Below are 16,602 nucleotides of genomic sequence, written 5' to 3'. Positions count from 1 at the left end.
TTCTTATTTTTTAGTTTCACCGCAAAGATACATCTTCACGTTCAATAAAGCAGTGAAACTGTGGAAAAATAACACTTAACTTCCTCTAATTGACAGATTTCTACTAATTAATGTTAAGCGACTAAACATTTTCCGAGTGTTAATTTGGCATTATTAGAATAAATTTCCATTTTTGTGAAATGAAAGAAACATTAGATTTTTTCATAGTTAAGGTTTAGGTTAAAAAAAATAAGGGGAGCTGTGAAGCTGCCCTTTTTTAATGCCAATTTATTGGTTACAATCAGATTAAATAATTACCTTTGGCGATGTAAAAAACAAAGAAAGACTTATGGAAGACATCTTCAAATTTCTGTTCGTGATAGGCATCATTGCTATCGGCTTTGTAAGACAGGCCAGGAAAGAAGCGAAAACCAGTACCGGCAACGGTCCCGCCATGCCTATGCCCGATGCAGAAAGTCCTTTTCCGGAAAATTGGAACGGTGTACCCTATGACGGATATAGCCCCGAAAATCCAGAACCGGAAGTAAGCGTGCCGCGAAAGAAAGCCGCAAAGAAGCATAAGTCCGCTCCCAAACAACCTCCCGTCTGTCCAAACACCGACAATATGTCTCCCGAACCCACCGAAACCTCATCCCAATTTAAAATACACTCGGCAGAAGAGGCACGCAAAGCCATCATCTGGGGAGAGATATTACAACGAAAGTATTAATGCGATTGAAAATAAAGTTGATTCCTTACACGAAAAAATAACTATAACATTATGGCATTTAATTACATTTCAGCAGCAGAAGCTGCAAGCCTGATTAAACATGGCTACAATATCGGCCTGAGCGGATTTACTCCCGCAGGCACAGCCAAAGCCGTTACGGCTGAACTGGCAAAAATAGCAGAAGCGGAACATGCCAAAGGAAACCCTTTCCAGGTAGGCATTTTTACAGGAGCTTCAACCGGAGACTCCTGCGACGGTGTCCTCTCACGCGTCAAAGCCATCCGCTACCGTGCTCCTTACACAACCAACCCCGATTTCCGTAAAGCGGTGAACAACGGCGAGATTGCCTACAACGACATCCATTTGTCGCAAATGGCGCAAGAAGTACGCTACGGCTTCATGGGAAAAGTAAATGTCGCCATCATCGAAGCCTGCGAGGTGACTCCCGACGGTAAAATCTACCTGACCGCTGCCGGAGGTATCGCTCCCACTATCTGCCGCCTTGCCGACCAGATTATCATAGAGCTGAACGCAGCACACAGCAAAAACGCCATGGGCCTGCACGACGTCTACGAACCGCTCGACCCGCCTTACCGCCGCGAAATACCTATCTTCAAGCCGAGCGACCGTATCGGACAGCCTTACATCCAGGTAGACCCGAAAAAGATTGTGGGCATCGTGGAAACCAACTGGCCGGACGAAGCCCGCTCTTTCGCCGCTGCCGACCCGCTGACCGACAAAATCGGACAGAACGTAGCCGACTTCCTTGCCGCAGATATGAAACGCGGTATCATCCCTTCCACCTTCCTCCCGTTACAGTCGGGCGTAGGCAACATCGCCAACGCAGTATTAGGTGCTTTGGGACGTGACAAGACGATTCCGGCATTCGAGATGTACACAGAGGTTATCCAGAACTCCGTTATCGGACTGATTCGCGAAGGCCGCGTGAAGTTTGGCAGCGCCTGCTCACTGACCGTAACCAACGACTGTCTGAACGGTATATACGAGGATATGGACTTCTTCCGCGACAAGCTGGTTCTCCGCCCGTCGGAAATATCCAACAGTCCCGAAGTGGTGCGCCGTTTAGGTATTATCTCCATCAACACGGCCATCGAAGCCGACCTCTACGGAAACGTAAACTCCACCCATATCGGCGGTACGAAGATGATGAACGGTATCGGCGGTTCGGGCGACTTTACGCGCAACGCCTACATCTCCATCTTCACCTGCCCGTCCGTAGCCAAAGAAGGCAAAATCAGCGCCATCGTACCGATGGTATCCCATGTGGACCACAGCGAGCATGATGTCAACATCATCGTTACCGAACAAGGTGTTGCCGACCTGCGCGGCAAGAGCCCGAAAGAACGTGCACAGGCAATCATCGAGAACTGTGTTCATCCGGACTACAAGAATATCCTGTGGGATTATCTGAAACTGACCGACGGCAAGGCGCAGACTCCCCACTCCATGCGTGCCGCTCTGGCTATGCACGCCGAACTGGCAAAAAGCGGGGATATGAAGAATGTTGACTGGGCACAGTACAAATAAAGACGGTTCCTTCCGTTAAAAAGACCTTTCAGGTACGGATTACGCGGATTGCACGGATTTAAAGCACAACATGGATTAAATTGAAAATCCGTGCAATCCGCATAATCTGTGCCTGAAAAAAAATAAAATTCACACCAACCGGCCATTCACCGGATAAGCATATCACAGACTGCATCCTGGAATTTACGTGCTTCCCTGCCGGAAAGCACATTCTGATTCATAATGGCAAAAGCAATGTGGTGTCCGTTATTCGCTTTCAAATAACCTGCCAGACAGTTTATAGCAGTAAAAGAGCCTGTCTTGGCATGCACTTTCCCATAAGAAAGCGTCCCTTTCTTCATCCGGTTCTTCAATGTCCCGTCCACTCCTCCGATAGGCAACGCCTTATACAATTTCTGAAACACATCCGTGCGTGAATAAGCGAATTTCAAGAAGGCGACTAAAAGTTCAGAGGAGATGTAGTTATAGTTGGAAAGCCCGCAACCGTCTGCCAGCTTATAACGGTCCGGGAGATAACCCAGCTTTCTGATTAACTGACGGACAGCCGAAAGCCCGTCCGCAGCCGAAACATGCCTGCCGCCTGTAAACTGTGCACCCAAACGGCATAACATAGCTTCTGCATTCAAATTATCGCTCTCTTTCATTATTTGATTCACTACTGCCTGTACAGAAGTGTTATAAGATGCCATTCGCACTGAAACACTGTCTTTTTGAAACTCGCGGAAAGAATAACCCAGCAGGCAATGAATGCCTTTTGCCCGTAAACGCTCCAGAAAGGTGTGCATAAAGAAATCCTGCGAAGAGTAGATATTCACCGTACCGGTACGCCTCCCGTCCACATTACCCGATACCGCCAGTTCATTGCCGTTCTCCAGCCAATTGCGGGATACGCGGAAACGTCCGGCAGAGGGGGTACGGGTTTTCGTTGTATTGACCAGCGTATAATAAGACGAAGCGGGAGTACACTCCAAACGTGCCGTATCACCTTGTGCACCGGGAAAGGCAGTCACCGTAACCACTCCTTTATCAAGCATCAGCGGCGACAGGTACGGCTGAAAAGAATGGGGCGTATCGTCCCACAGCCAGCCGCTTCCCCAATACAGGGAGTCTTTCATGGAAACATCGCCATATATCCTGCCTTGAACCACAGAGAAAGGCAGCCGTGCCACCCTGCCGACCAAAGAAGCCAGCGCCTCGTCGTCAAACTCAGGGTCGAAGCCGCCGACAACGTATATATCCCCTTTCAGCGTATCACGCTCAATCACTCCCTTATACCAGACTTCCGTACGGAAAGGCTCGTCCGCCTCAGGACGCGCAAGTGCCGTAATCGTAGTCAGCAGCTTCATCGTAGAGGCCGGACGGGAAAGTTTATCCGCCTGATAATCATAAAGAACCTTATTGGCGGTCAGGTCATATGCTGAAATAGATACATTGGAGCCTGCGGGCAATTGATACTTTATCAATGTATCCAGTTGCGAAGACAAAGAGTTTGTTTCGGGTGATATTCCCTGTGCAGGCAATACACAGGGAATCAACGTCAAAATCAATACAATCGGGAATAAGCAATATTTTCTCATCTTCTTACAAGCTATCATTCAGTTTCTCTGTTGTCCGGCTGTTTCCGGCAACCGGACAACAAAGAAACAATAACCGCCGCAGAATCGCAAGTCATCAGCTTCACGATTTTCATAACACCCGTATTTTGTCTATCAAAGCGCTTCCTTAAAGATTTCACCTACCGTAGGATGCGGGAATACCATCTTTTTCCATTCCGAGGCCGTCAGTTTGAGTTCGACAGCCATACCGGCCAGCGTGATAATCTCCGAAGCCGGATTGCCCAGCACATGTGCTCCCAAAACGGTATCATCTTCCGCCAGCAACAACTTGCACATACCGTTAACTCCCTCATTTTCTGCAACAAACCGACCGGAATAAGCCATAGGAAGCTTGACGGCACGATAAGGAATACCCTTTCTTTGCAAGGTCTCTTCCGTATCTCCCACACCCGCAATCTCAGGATTGGTATATACTACACCTGGAATAGCCCTGTAACTCATACAGTCTTTCTTCCCCAGCACGGCATGTACCGCCACTTCCGCCTCGCGCACAGCGGTATGGGCCAGCAAAGAAAATCCGGTTAAATCCCCGCAGGCATATATACCCGGAACGGAAGTCTGCATCTGTCCGTCCACCTGTATATTTCCGCGCGCTGTTTTATCTAAATTCAAGTTCTCCAATCCGAAGCCTTTCGTTACAGGACGGCGGCCGACGCTCATCAATAATCTTTCCGCAATTACAAAACCTGCACCTTCGGCATTTTCATAATTTACCTGTACCTGCTGCGTGTCTCCATTTCCGGACGCAACTTCGGACAGTGCTACCACCTTTGTGTCCAGCATGAATTTAATGCCGCGCTTGGCATACTCCGCACGAAGCATGGCGGACAGCTCCTTATCCATTCCGCCCAATATCTCGTCCAGCATCTCGATGACAGTGACCTCTACCCCCAGGCTGTTGAAGAATGAGGCAAACTCCATACCGATTACCCCACCGCCGATAATGGCCAGCGACTTTGGAAGCTCCTTATTGTCCAACGCGTCGCGATGCGTCCAGTAAGGCACCGTATCCACTCCGGGAATGGGCGGAATAAATGTTTCCGAACCTGTGCAGAGCAATAGATTATCGCACTCATAAGTTTCGTCACCGCACAGAACATGATTCTTATCTATGACGGAAGCCTCGCCGGTCACAATAGTTACATTGCCAGCAGTCAGTTTTCCTTTGACACCCAACACCAGTTTCCGCACCACCTTCTGCTTGCGTGCTATAATCTTGGACAAATCAAACGAAACTTCCGACACGCTGACCGCGTATCTGGATGCGTGGCGTGCACCGTCATACGTTTTTGCAGAGTACAATAAAGTCTTTGTAGGAATACACCCTTCGTTCAGACACACCCCGCCAAGATTCCGCTTTTCAAAAAGCACAACGCTCAGACCGGCCTTTCCGGCTGTTTCCGCAGCCGTATATCCCGCAGGACCGCCGCCGATAATGGCAACTTGATATTTCATAGTTCTTACATTTATGGATTTCTGCATGCAAGATACGACAAGAAATTCAGAAAAAAAAGCGTAATGCCTTACATAATTATCATCTTATTGCGACATACGCTGCTCAAGCAGGCGGATAAACTCTTCCTCTTTGACGGGAAGAAGCGCTGCACATTTACCCTCGCCATACCTCACCAGGACATAGCGCATAACGGCAAATCCGCCTATCTGCATGGAGGAAGCGCGCTCTACCGACGTAATATCCTTCAGCAGGATTTCCTTCCCCCGTGAAAACCGGCCGAAAAACAGCAACAGTCTATTATCGGCAGTAATGGTATAGGTAGTATGAATCAACTTCTCGATACTGACAACCAGCAGAAGCATAAAAAGGACAGCGATGAGAATTCGCTTTTCCCAAAGGCCGTAAACGGCTATTGCACCTGCCAAAGCAACAAACAAATACTGTCCGGCAGCGATACGCGCATGAAAAATTCGATTCATTTTATCCGGTTTTTGCCGCTAAGGTAGGTATTTTTACGAATTAATGCCCATAAGGGAGACAAGGAACGTACTTATTTTGTAGTTTTGCGGTGTTAAATACACGAAACTATGGTAAGAAAGTTCGATTTCCTCGTTATCGGCTCCGGAATTGCCGGTATGAGTTTTGCGCTGAAAGTAGCGCATAAAGGAACAGTAGCCCTCATCTGCAAGGCCGGCCTGGAAGAGGCAAACACTTATTTCGCACAAGGCGGGATAGCCTCCGTCACCAACCTGGCGGTAGACAATTTCGACAAGCATATCGAAGACACCATGATTGCCGGAGACTGGATAAGCGACCGTGCAGCCGTAGAAAAGGTAGTGCGCAATGCTCCCGAACAAATCAGTGAACTCATTAAATGGGGAGTGAATTTCGACAAAAAAGATAACGGAGAATTCGACCTGCACAAAGAAGGCGGACACTCGGAATTCCGCATCCTGCACCACAAGGACAATACGGGTGCGGAGATACAGGAAAGCCTGATTGAAGCCGTGAAGCAGCACCCCAACATCACCGTATTTACCAATTTCTTTGCGGTGGAAATCATTACGCAGCACCACTTGGGCATTATCGTCACCCGCTATACTCCGGGTATCAAATGCTATGGTGCCTATGTGCTGAACGAAAATACCGGAGAGGTGGATACGTTCCTCTCCAAAGTAACCATCATGGCTACAGGCGGTTGCGAAGCTGTATACCGCAACACCACCAACCCGCTGGTGGCCACAGGCGACGGTATCGCCATGGTCTACCGTGCCAAAGGCGCCGTAAAGGACATGGAGTTTATCCAGTTCCACCCCACCGCCCTCTATCATCCGGGCGACCGCCCCTGCTTCCTGATAACGGAAGCCATGCGCGGTTACGGCGGTGTGCTCCGTACCATGGACGGCAAGGAATTCATGCAGAAGTACGACCCGCGTCTTTCACTCGCCCCGCGCGACATCGTGGCACGTGCCATCGACAACGAGATGAAGCAGCGCGGCGACGAGCATGTGTACCTGGATGTCACCCACAAAGACCCCGAAGAAACCAAAAAACACTTCCCGAATATCTATAAGAAATGCCTCAGCATAGGCATCGACATTACGAAAGACTACATTCCGGTAGCCCCTGCGGCACACTATCTCTGCGGCGGTATCAAGGTAGACCTGGACGGACAGTCCAGTATCCGCCGCCTGTATGCCATCGGCGAATGCTCTTGCACCGGTCTTCACGGCGGCAACCGCCTGGCTTCCAACTCATTGATTGAAGCGGTAGTTTATGCCGATGCAGCCGCCAAGCATGCGTTGAGCGTATTGGAACGTTATGACTTCAACGAAGACATCCCCGAATGGAACGACGAGGGAACCATCTCCAACGAAGAGCGCGTGCTCATTACGCAAAGCATGAAGGAAGTGAACCAGATTATGGAATCCTATGTAGGCATCGTCCGCAGCAACACCCGCCTGACCCGTGCATGGAACCGCCTGGATATTCTTTACGAGGAGACGGAAAAACTGTTCAAGAGCAGCAAGGCCACCCGCGAGCTTTGCGAACTGCGCAACATGATTAACGTAGGATACCTGATTACCCGCCAGGCCATGGAGCGCAAGGAAAGTCGCGGACTGCACTATACGATAGACTATCCGCATCCGCAGAAATAACGGTTATGGCACACTTCAACGAGTATCTGGACTTTTTGGAACTTTCTCCTTTGATTAAACATTTTCTGCAAAACGGGAAAAAATGTCTTTACAAGAAAGGAGAGTTCTTTTGTCAGGCAAGTGAAGTGTGCCATAACATTGCCTATATCTCCCAAGGAGGTTTCCGTTACGTCTACCTTGATACGGAAGAAGACAAACATATCATCGGTTATAGTTTTGAAAAAGATTTTGTGGTAGACTATGAGTCATTCACAAAACAGACACCCGCCATTGTTTATACGGAAGCAATCAAGGAGAGTACCGTCTATCAATTATCTTATAACCAATTGGAAGCATTTTGGGCAGCAAGCCAGCAAAACCAGTTATTAGGCCGTAAGATTGCAGAAAACCTGTTCTGTATGACTTATCAACGGCTATTGAATCTGTATCCGAATTCTCCTAGAGTACGCTATCAAGAATTATTGAGAAGATGTCCCGACATCGTTCACCAGATAAGTCTAAAGGAAATCGCTTCTTTCCTGAATATCTCTCCATATACCTTAAGCCGCATCCGACGGGAAATAACTTTCGGATAAAAAGATTAATTTCTTGCTTCAAGGCAAGAAATTGTAATTTTAATAATATTTATTTTGTTAAAACGTCACAGACTGCTATCTTTGTAAACAACTATTATCTAACCTTATAGCAGACTGACATGAAAAGCAGTTGTATCTATACATGTATACTTTTGTGCTTGTACGTTTGCAACTCACACGGACAAACACTTGATGACAACATTGTCATTACACAATGCAGCGACTCCTATATCTTTATGGAAGAAGACGGTATTCCTACCGTACGCAACAGAAAAGAAACATCCTATGAAGCCACAAGAATGGGAACTGCATTGCAACCCTACACCTACTACGGAGAATTCATTTCATTGGACGGAGCTTCCGCCAAAGGCGGAGGAAAGGCAGAATATAAAAGCATCACGCCGGAAAATGTCTTCTTCGACGACAGCAAGATTTGCTTCTTCAACATCAATCTCGACCGTAAAGGAAAAAAGACAGAAGTTACGTTTAAGCGTACTTTTCATGACCTGCATTATTTTACACGAATCTATTTGGGTGAGGACTATTTTATAAAAACAAAGCAAATAACATTCATCATTCCGCAATCCCTCTCCCATTTCCGGTTGACAGAAAGGAATTTTACTCCTTCTATTCACTGTGAACGCGGCATCAACAGTGCCGGAGACTCCTTATTCACTTATACCGTGACGGACATGCCGGCTATGAAAGACGAAAAACATATGCCGACATCAGGTAAAATATACCCCCACATACTGATAACCGGCTCATTTAAAGATGTTCACGACATGTACCGGTGGTCTAACGGACTGGCACAAGTAGACTGTAACATACCCGAACTCGACAGTCTATTAGCAGAAATCACCGAAGGCTGCCGCACGGACATGGAAAAAATACGTAACACATATGCCTGGGTACAACAAAATATCCGTTATATCGCTTTTGAAGCAGGTATATTGGGACACAAACCCGATACTCCCGCAGAAGTGTTGCGTAAACGGTACGGCGACTGCAAAGGAATGGCAATCTTGCTCCGTACATTGCTGAAAGCACAAGGTTTTGATGCTCGCCTTACCGATATAGGCACTGTAGACATCCCCTACCGGATGAGCGAAATAGCTACACTTGCATCCGTCAATCACATGATATGCAGCCTTATCTACCAGGGAAAGACCTATTATCTGGATGCCACCAACGAATATATAAACGCGGAATTCATACCCGAAAGCATACAAGGAAGGGAAGCTGTAATAGAAAATGGAGAAAACTGTATCGTGCACACATTGCCCATGCTGAACAGCAGTGCATCTACAGACAGTTTGTCCTATATCTGTAGCCTATCCGACAAGCAAACGAACAAAGTATTGCAGGGCAATGTAACCCGTAGCTGGAGTGGAGACATGAAAGAATTTTTCCTCACAGCCTACCATGAAAACGATAAAAGCGGTCGGAAAGAGTATCTTCCCCGTATCCTGACCGGAGATAATCACAATTATCAGATTAATTCGGTCAGTTGGATACAGCAGGAACCTCAACAGGAATGGGCTGCTCTGACCGGAGAAGTAATAAACAGCAGTGCTGTACAAATAGCCGATAATGAGTTTTACATAGAGCTGGACCTTCACAATGACCTGTTTGACCAACCGATAGACACCGCCAAACGCATCCATGATTACGAGCTCCCGCTCCGTTGCCGCATCGTACGCCACACAGAACTGGAAATACCCGCAGGCTACGTACTTTCTTATTGCCCCAAAGGCATCTCAATCCATACGCCGCAAGGTATACTCTGTTGCTCTTACAAAACAGAAAGAAACAAAATCATTTTCCGGAAAATAATGGAGATAACCGAAAAACGTATTCCCCGCAACGAAATTACAATCTGGAATACACACTTGCGGAAATGGGCTGATGCATCCCACGAACAAATCATCCTCAAAAAACAATAATAATGAAACAGAACATGTTATTCCTGATGGGGGTGTTGGCACTTTTATTAACCACCCCTAATGCCAATGCCGATGACAAAGAGAAATACAAACTCTTTGCAGAGGAAACGAGAAAAGAAGTCTGGGCATTGAAACTGCCCGAATTTACCAACACGGCTGTTCCCGATAAATATAAAGATGAGTCAGCCGTCATTCTGGCAGCACACAGCCGGTTGGAAATCACCAAAAAGACCCGCTTCAACGTCGGCGCCTTCCTCGGAGGATTTCATTATATCGACCGTGAAGTAAATTGTCGCGACTTATATCGTATGCTTGTGCAAATTAACGATAAAGCCGCTTTGAAAGAGTACTCCGAATTTGATTATAAAGCGGAAATACGTAAAAAAGACTGGCGGTACGACGAAAACTACCAGCAAGTACTGGGCGTACGCATCATCAAACCAGACGGTACCGTAAACGAAGTAAGCACCGACGAATACATGACAGCCACCGAAGGTAAGAAAGACCAGGAACAACTTCAGAAACTTGCCGTACCCGGACTGGAAATCGGTGATAAGATAGATATTTTCTTCTTCAACTACACTTCATTGGAAAACCACAATCTCGACCCATTCGTCTTCCGGTTTCGCCAAAGCCACCCGATGCTTTCCTATACAGTACATTGCGAGATAGATGACAAACTTACTACCCAGTACCGTACTCTGAACGGTGCACCGGACTTTAAACAAAGCAAAGACGAAAACGGAAACATCCTGCTTGATGTGGCTGTAAAGGATATAGAACAAACCGAACCCGACTTATGGTATAACCCTATGCAGCAAACTCCAATGACATTGATGTACATTACCAATAGCAAGATGAAAAAATACACCTATATTCCAAAAAGCACCACAGAAAAAGGACTACAACCCAATCCTGATGCGGCTGCCATACAGGAAGACGACTGGGAATTTATAAAGCAAGCTCAAAAATATAGCGGATATGGCGGTTTAAGTAGCCCCAAGAAAGGTATCCGGCTTCTCCGCAACGTAAAGCAAATAAAGAAAAAAGACTGGACAGACGAAAAAAAAGCAGATTTCATCTACAATTACTATCGTTTTGCATTGTTATCGGACATTAAAAGTGATTGCAACAACGAGCTGTTCATCATCTATTTTCAGGGATTGCTGGATTGGGTGGATGTTCCCAATCTGTTTGGAATGGTTACCAACGAAGACAAAGAACCGCTTGACAAATTGACGAATTACCGCAACACCACCTGGCTTCTTGCACTTCCGGAAAGTCAGAAATACTACCTCCCGCCTACAGCCTACCTTATTCCCCATGAAATTCCTGCCCGTTATCAAGGCAGACAAGCCATCCTGGAACCGGATAAGAAGAAAGCCAAGAAGCTGAAGACAAAGGCCGAGCGGGAACATTTCAATCTGCCAGCAGGTACAGCCGATGATAACCAAAACATCACTACCATACAGGCCGACATCGACAATACGCTGCTCACCGTCAGCCGGAACGAATACCGCACCGGAACACAAAAAGAATACATGCAGTCTGCATTGGTTAAGCTGGAAGATGTGGATGCAGCCTATCGGCGCCTGCTTAGCATTGATAAGGAGTTTGCCGAAGAAGTAGGCAAGAAATACGCGGATGATCTTCGAGAAGCATTCCGAAAGGGCCGCGAACAGGAAAAGGAAGATTATAAATGGGAAATAGACTTCTACCACGGCGAAAATGCCAAAGAGTTGCTCGGCTATCAGATGCAATGTTTGGGTAATCGTCCGGACAGCGCAGCCTTTATTTATAACGTTCGTTATACAATGGATGGCTATATCCGAAAAGCAGGACCTAATTACGTGCTTTCCGCAGGCAGACTCATAGGTGAACAGACGCAGATTGAAGGTAAGGAACGTAAACGCTCCACCGACATTTATATGTCCGCTCCTCGCACTTTCCAATGGAATATCACTGTAAATCTTCCGGAAGGATACAAAGCGGCTCCCGAAGGGGTAGAGAAGTTAAATGTAAAAGTAGAAAACGAATGTGGTGCTTTCATTGCAAAAGCCGTTACAGAAAATGGCAAACTTGTATTGAATATCCTCAAACGATATAATCATAAGACAGAACCGGCTGCCAATTGGGAAAAACTGCTTCAGATTCAAGATGCTTCCAAAGCTTATGAAGCACTTTCCGTAGTACTAAAGAAATAACATTATAAATAAAAGCGGCCGAAAACCGGTCGCCGAATGAACCAGAATACAAGTTGCAGAGAAGATATGAAAAAGGCGCGGATTATACGAAACGGACAAAATATGCCGTATGCTTTCGTATAATCCGCGCCTGAATCCGGTATTCGGGCAGATGTACCGGTTATCAATAGTTTTCCTTCTTCACCTCGAAGTAAGCCTGCGGATGCAAACAAGCCGGACACACCTGAGGAGCTTCCTTGCCTGTGTAGATGAAACCGCAGTTACGGCACTGCCATACCACTTCGCCTTCCTTGGCGAAAACAGAAGCGGTTTCGATGTTTTGGATAAAAGCACGGTAGCGTTCTTCGTGTCCTTTTTCAGCAATGGAAATATTACGGTACATGGCGGCTATTTCGGGGAAGCCTTCCTGCTCGGCCACATCGGCAAAGTGAGGATAGTCCAACGACCACTCTTCATGCTCGCCTGCAGCGGCAGCCTGCAAATTCTCCAATGTAGTGCCGATAACTCCTGCGGGATAAGATGCGGTGATTTCTACCATACCGCCTTCTAAAAACTTAAACATACGTTTTGCATGTTCTTTCTCCTGATCGGCCGTTTCGGTAAAGATAGCGGAGATTTGCTCGTAACCCTCTTTCTTTGCCACACTTGCAAAATAAGTGTAGCGCATTCTTGCTTGTGACTCGCCGGCGAATGAAGTCAGCAGGTTCTTTTCTGTCTGAGTTCCTTTGATACTCTTGCTCATAATTCTTTTTTATTAGTTAATATAATTACGTATAGATTGTTCGTATTTGCTTTATTTACAGTACAAAAATACAAATTTAGTTTTAATAATCCCCATTTTGCCTCATCGGATTTATCTATCACTCAACAGACAGCGTCTATTTCGTTTCATAAATCCGACGAGGCTGTTTTTTAATGTCCAACCCATAACAAGTAATCCGATAGTAATAACAAAAAACGGCATATTTATGTTCGGGCATCCGTAAAACAATCATCTGCCATACCCGAAACAGGTTATCGGCAAAAAGAGCGGAATACGCGGCACCTGCTTAAATATCATTCTTCCGAAGGCTCTTTCTCAGACCGTTTTCCGGTTTATAAGGAATATAGCAGGCTACGTAGCGGATAAAAAGAGAAGAACAGACCGGAAAGGAACTCAAAAGAAGCTGAAAAAATACTTTTTGGAGAAAATTTAAACAGGCTCTTATAGTCATTTGCATTATTTTACCTAATTTTGCAATCTCTTTTCAAAAAGAGGGTGCACCGACAAATCGGATGGACACACCCTCACAGGTAAAAACAAAGTTTCTAAAATACAATGAAAGCGTTCGAATTCAAGCCAAAGCTATACACGGCTTTAAAAAATTACTCGAAAGAACTCTTCATGGCAGACCTGATGGCCGGTATCATTGTGGGTATCGTTGCCTTGCCGCTTGCCATTGCGTTCGGTATTGCATCAGGCGTATCGCCCGAGAAAGGTATTATCACGGCAATCATCGCCGGTTTTATCATCTCCCTGTTAGGAGGAAGTAAAGTTCAGATCGGCGGCCCTACCGGTGCGTTCATCGTCATTATCTACGGCATTATCCAGCAATACGGAGAGGCCGGGCTGATTGTCGCCACACTGATGGCGGGTGTCATCCTCATTCTTCTGGGAGTATTCAAACTGGGGGCAGTCATTAAGTTTATCCCCTATCCTATTATCGTAGGCTTTACAAGCGGTATCGCCGTTACTATCTTCACCACCCAGATTGCGGATGTATTCGGATTGAATTTCGGCGGAGAGAAAGTTCCGGGAGACTTCATCGGGAAATGGCTGGTTTATTTCCGTCATTTCGATACCGTCAACTGGTGGAATACGGTTGTCAGCATCGCCAGCATCGTTATCATTGCCATCACTCCGAAATTTTCGAAGAAAATTCCAGGCTCGCTCATCGCCATTATCGTAGTGACCGTAGCCGTGTACCTGATGAAGATGTATGGCGGCATCGACTGCATCGACACTATCGGCGACCGTTTCAGCATCAAAGCCGAACTGCCCGATGCCGTAATGCCCGCGCTGGACTGGGAAGCGATTAAAAACCTGTTTCCCGTTGCCATCACGATTGCCGTACTGGGAGCGATAGAGTCCTTGCTGTCCGCCACCGTAGCCGACGGTGTTATCGGTGACAAACACGACTCCAATACCGAACTGATAGCTCAGGGCGTTGCCAATATGGCTACTCCCCTTTTCGGCGGTATCCCCGCTACGGGCGCCATTGCCCGCACAATGGCGAATATCAACAACGGCGGCAAATCGCCCGTGGCCGGTATAGTACATGCGGTGGTGCTGCTCCTGATTCTTCTGCTGCTGATGCCGCTGGCGCAATACATTCCGATGGGCTGCCTGGCAGGCGTACTGGTGGTTGTGTCCTATAATATGAGCGGCTGGCGCGTGTTCAAGGCATTGTTGAAGAATCCGAAATCGGACGTTACCGTGTTACTGATAACCTTCTTCCTGACAGTTATCTTCGACCTGACAGTTGCCATCGAAGTGGGTCTGGTCATCGCCTGCGTGCTCTTCATGCGCCGTGTGATGGAGACGACCGAAATTTCGGTTATCAAGGATGAAATAGACCCGAACGCCGAAACGGACATCACAACGAATGAAGAGCATCTTATCATCCCGAAAGGCGTAGAGGTGTACGAAATCAACGGCCCTTACTTCTTCGGCATTGCAACGAAGTTCGAGGAAGTGATGGCACAGCTCGGCGACCGCCCCAAAGTACGCATCATCCGTATGCGCAAGGTTCCTTTCATCGACTCCACAGGTATCCATAACCTGGAAAGCCTTTGTAAAATGTCGCAGAAAGAAAAGATAACCGTCGTGCTCTCCGGCGTAAACACAAAGGTGCATCAGGTATTGGAAAAGGCGGATTTCTACACGCTTTTAGGCAAAGAGAATATCTGCCCCAACATCAACGTGGCACTGGAACGGGCACACAAATTGGTTGAATGACCCGGCAATTGCAAACCGCCTCTCTTTAATTACAGGAAAAGACAATCGTATCGTCATGGCAAAAAGAAAAAACAGCAAGAAGCAATCTCAAGGAGTGATTTACCTGATAGTGCTGGCATGTCTGGCACTCATCTGCCGTGAACCGATAGCCCATGCGCTGCAAGACAAGCTTCCTGTAATTAAAGAGAGGATAACGCAAAAAGCAACACCCGCCATCACCGGAAGCCCTCTGCTTCCCGCCCCCCTGAAAAACGTGCCCGAACAGATATTGCACCGCAAGGGCTATATCACTTCGTACAACCGCGAACACAAGATACCCAACTGGGTGGCATGGGAACTGACACCCGAAAAACTGATAGAGCGGGAAAGCCGTACCGACAAATTCCTGCCCGACCCCGACCTGCCCGAAAACCAGGCTGTGACTACCGACGACTATAAACGCTCCGGCATGGACCGCGGACACATGTGCCCCGCCGGCGACAACCGCTGGCACTGGAAAGCCATGCAGGAAAGTTTCTACATGACCAACATCTGCCCTCAAAACCACAATCTGAACCGGGGCGACTGGAAAGAACTGGAAGATGCCTGCCGCCTGTGGACAAAAAAAGAAGGAAAGCTATACATCGTATGCGGTCCTGTCCTTTACCGGCAAAAACACCGTACCATAGGCAGGAAACACAAAGTTACCGTGCCTGAAGCTTTCTTCAAAGTCATACTCAGTACCCGCAACGGGCATCCTAAGGCCATTGGCTTTATCTTTAAAAATTTATCAGGAAATCATCCGTTAAAAAACTATGTCAACAGCGTGGATGAAGTGGAACGCATCACTGGCATCGACTTTTTTCCTGCTCTGCCGGATGATGTTGAGAAAAAGGTTGAAGCCATGCAAGATTTAAATTTATGGAGCTTTCGCTAACTGTTAACCTTTTTTAACCCTACGGATTTAAACATGAAGGTGTGTCGTAATGCACGATTCACTTTCATACATAATGACGGCATATAGTACCTTACGCCAACGGAAGGCAAGGTAGAAAGCCAGCCAGAAGAACAGAAAAAGGAACTCCAACGTATACAAGAAGAAAATAACCGATTGCATAACTAAATCAGAAACCTGCAAACCTATAAGGAAAAGGCGCACCGGGAACTGTGCCGGATGCGTGATAAATCTTTCTTCAGTGTTCCAATTAGTTCCTTCCATTACTAAAAAAGGGCTATGCCTTCACAGACATGCCCTCTAAACATTGTTAAACTTTAACAGTTCTTCTCTTAAAATAGGGACATTCATTAAATATTACAAAATTAGCCAACTAATTCATACACAAATTATTGCGAATTAGTTGGCTTTTTTGTATCTTTAGGTATTCCCCCGAAAACAAGGTTTGACGGCCAAA

At 46.8% G+C, this 16,602-nt stretch carries 13 protein-coding genes; 8 read left to right on the top strand and 5 right to left on the bottom strand.

The features are described 5' to 3' along the window. Window positions 1-328: 328 nt before the first annotated feature. Together H8S52_RS13115 and H8S52_RS13110 are read left to right on the top strand one after the other, a co-directional pair. Entirely contained in the window at window positions 329-709 is a 381-nt protein-coding gene (locus H8S52_RS13115) for a hypothetical protein (RefSeq protein WP_117985226.1), read from the top strand. Window positions 710-760: 51 nt separating this feature from the next. Further along, window positions 761-2,257, top strand: coding sequence for an acetyl-CoA hydrolase/transferase family protein (locus H8S52_RS13110; protein WP_022103387.1), 1,497 nt, complete (start codon window positions 761-763; stop codon window positions 2,255-2,257). Between the two features lie 146 nt (window positions 2,258-2,403). Here H8S52_RS13110 and dacB read toward each other — a convergent pair whose 3' ends face one another. The 3 genes from dacB to H8S52_RS13095 all read right to left on the bottom strand — a co-directional run bounded on the left by dacB (window position 2,404) and on the right by H8S52_RS13095 (window position 5,808). After that, a complete protein-coding gene (gene dacB / locus H8S52_RS13105; protein ID WP_117985227.1) occupies window positions 2,404-3,852 on the bottom strand; it encodes a D-alanyl-D-alanine carboxypeptidase/D-alanyl-D-alanine-endopeptidase in 1,449 nt (482 codons plus the stop codon). Window positions 3,853-3,966: 114 nt separating this feature from the next. Beyond that, window positions 3,967-5,328, bottom strand: coding sequence for a dihydrolipoyl dehydrogenase (gene lpdA, locus H8S52_RS13100; protein ID WP_117985229.1), 1,362 nt, complete (start codon window positions 5,326-5,328; stop codon window positions 3,967-3,969). 84 nt (window positions 5,329-5,412) lie between these two features. Next, window positions 5,413-5,808 (bottom strand): PH domain-containing protein, encoded by a 396-nt coding sequence (locus tag H8S52_RS13095; RefSeq protein WP_117985231.1) that lies wholly within the window; start codon window positions 5,806-5,808, stop codon window positions 5,413-5,415. Window positions 5,809-5,916: 108 nt separating this feature from the next. On the opposite strand from H8S52_RS13095, the gene nadB reads away from it, so the two are divergent. From nadB to H8S52_RS13075, 4 genes are all read left to right on the top strand, one after another. Then, complete coding sequence (gene nadB / locus H8S52_RS13090) at window positions 5,917-7,488, top strand: L-aspartate oxidase (RefSeq protein ID WP_117907096.1); 1,572 nt, start codon at window positions 5,917-5,919, stop codon at window positions 7,486-7,488. 5 nt (window positions 7,489-7,493) lie between these two features. Next, on the top strand, window positions 7,494-8,063 hold the full coding sequence (locus tag H8S52_RS13085; RefSeq protein WP_186909958.1) for a Crp/Fnr family transcriptional regulator: 570 nt from the start codon (window positions 7,494-7,496) through the stop codon (window positions 8,061-8,063). A gap of 236 nt (window positions 8,064-8,299) precedes the next feature. Next, on the top strand, window positions 8,300-10,009 hold the full coding sequence (locus H8S52_RS13080; RefSeq protein ID WP_117907106.1) for a transglutaminase family protein: 1,710 nt from the start codon (window positions 8,300-8,302) through the stop codon (window positions 10,007-10,009). A gap of 2 nt (window positions 10,010-10,011) precedes the next feature. After that, window positions 10,012-12,213 (top strand): DUF3857 domain-containing protein, encoded by a 2,202-nt coding sequence (locus tag H8S52_RS13075; protein WP_118939742.1) that lies wholly within the window; start codon window positions 10,012-10,014, stop codon window positions 12,211-12,213. 163 nt (window positions 12,214-12,376) lie between these two features. Here H8S52_RS13075 and rbr read toward each other — a convergent pair whose 3' ends face one another. Continuing rightward, window positions 12,377-12,955, bottom strand: coding sequence for a rubrerythrin (gene rbr / locus H8S52_RS13070; protein ID WP_016660952.1), 579 nt, complete (start codon window positions 12,953-12,955; stop codon window positions 12,377-12,379). A gap of 576 nt (window positions 12,956-13,531) precedes the next feature. Between rbr and H8S52_RS13065 the strand changes: the two genes are divergently transcribed. Together H8S52_RS13065 and H8S52_RS13060 are read left to right on the top strand one after the other, a co-directional pair. Continuing rightward, window positions 13,532-15,211 (top strand): SulP family inorganic anion transporter, encoded by a 1,680-nt coding sequence (locus H8S52_RS13065; RefSeq protein WP_117667031.1) that lies wholly within the window; start codon window positions 13,532-13,534, stop codon window positions 15,209-15,211. Window positions 15,212-15,266: 55 nt separating this feature from the next. Next, entirely contained in the window at window positions 15,267-16,127 is an 861-nt protein-coding gene (locus tag H8S52_RS13060; RefSeq protein ID WP_016660955.1) for a DNA/RNA non-specific endonuclease, read from the top strand. Between the two features lie 27 nt (window positions 16,128-16,154). Here H8S52_RS13060 and H8S52_RS13055 read toward each other — a convergent pair whose 3' ends face one another. Then, a complete protein-coding gene (locus H8S52_RS13055) occupies window positions 16,155-16,409 on the bottom strand; it encodes a hypothetical protein (protein ID WP_117985621.1) in 255 nt (84 codons plus the stop codon). Window positions 16,410-16,602 lie beyond the last annotated feature (193 nt).

The sequence above is a fragment of the Bacteroides sp. NSJ-48 genome (genome assembly GCF_014287405.1).
GTDB lineage: Bacteria > Bacteroidota > Bacteroidia > Bacteroidales > Bacteroidaceae > Bacteroides > Bacteroides stercoris.
Note: the sequence above shows the minus strand (reverse complement) of the source record. Positions and strands in the feature narration are given on the sequence as shown.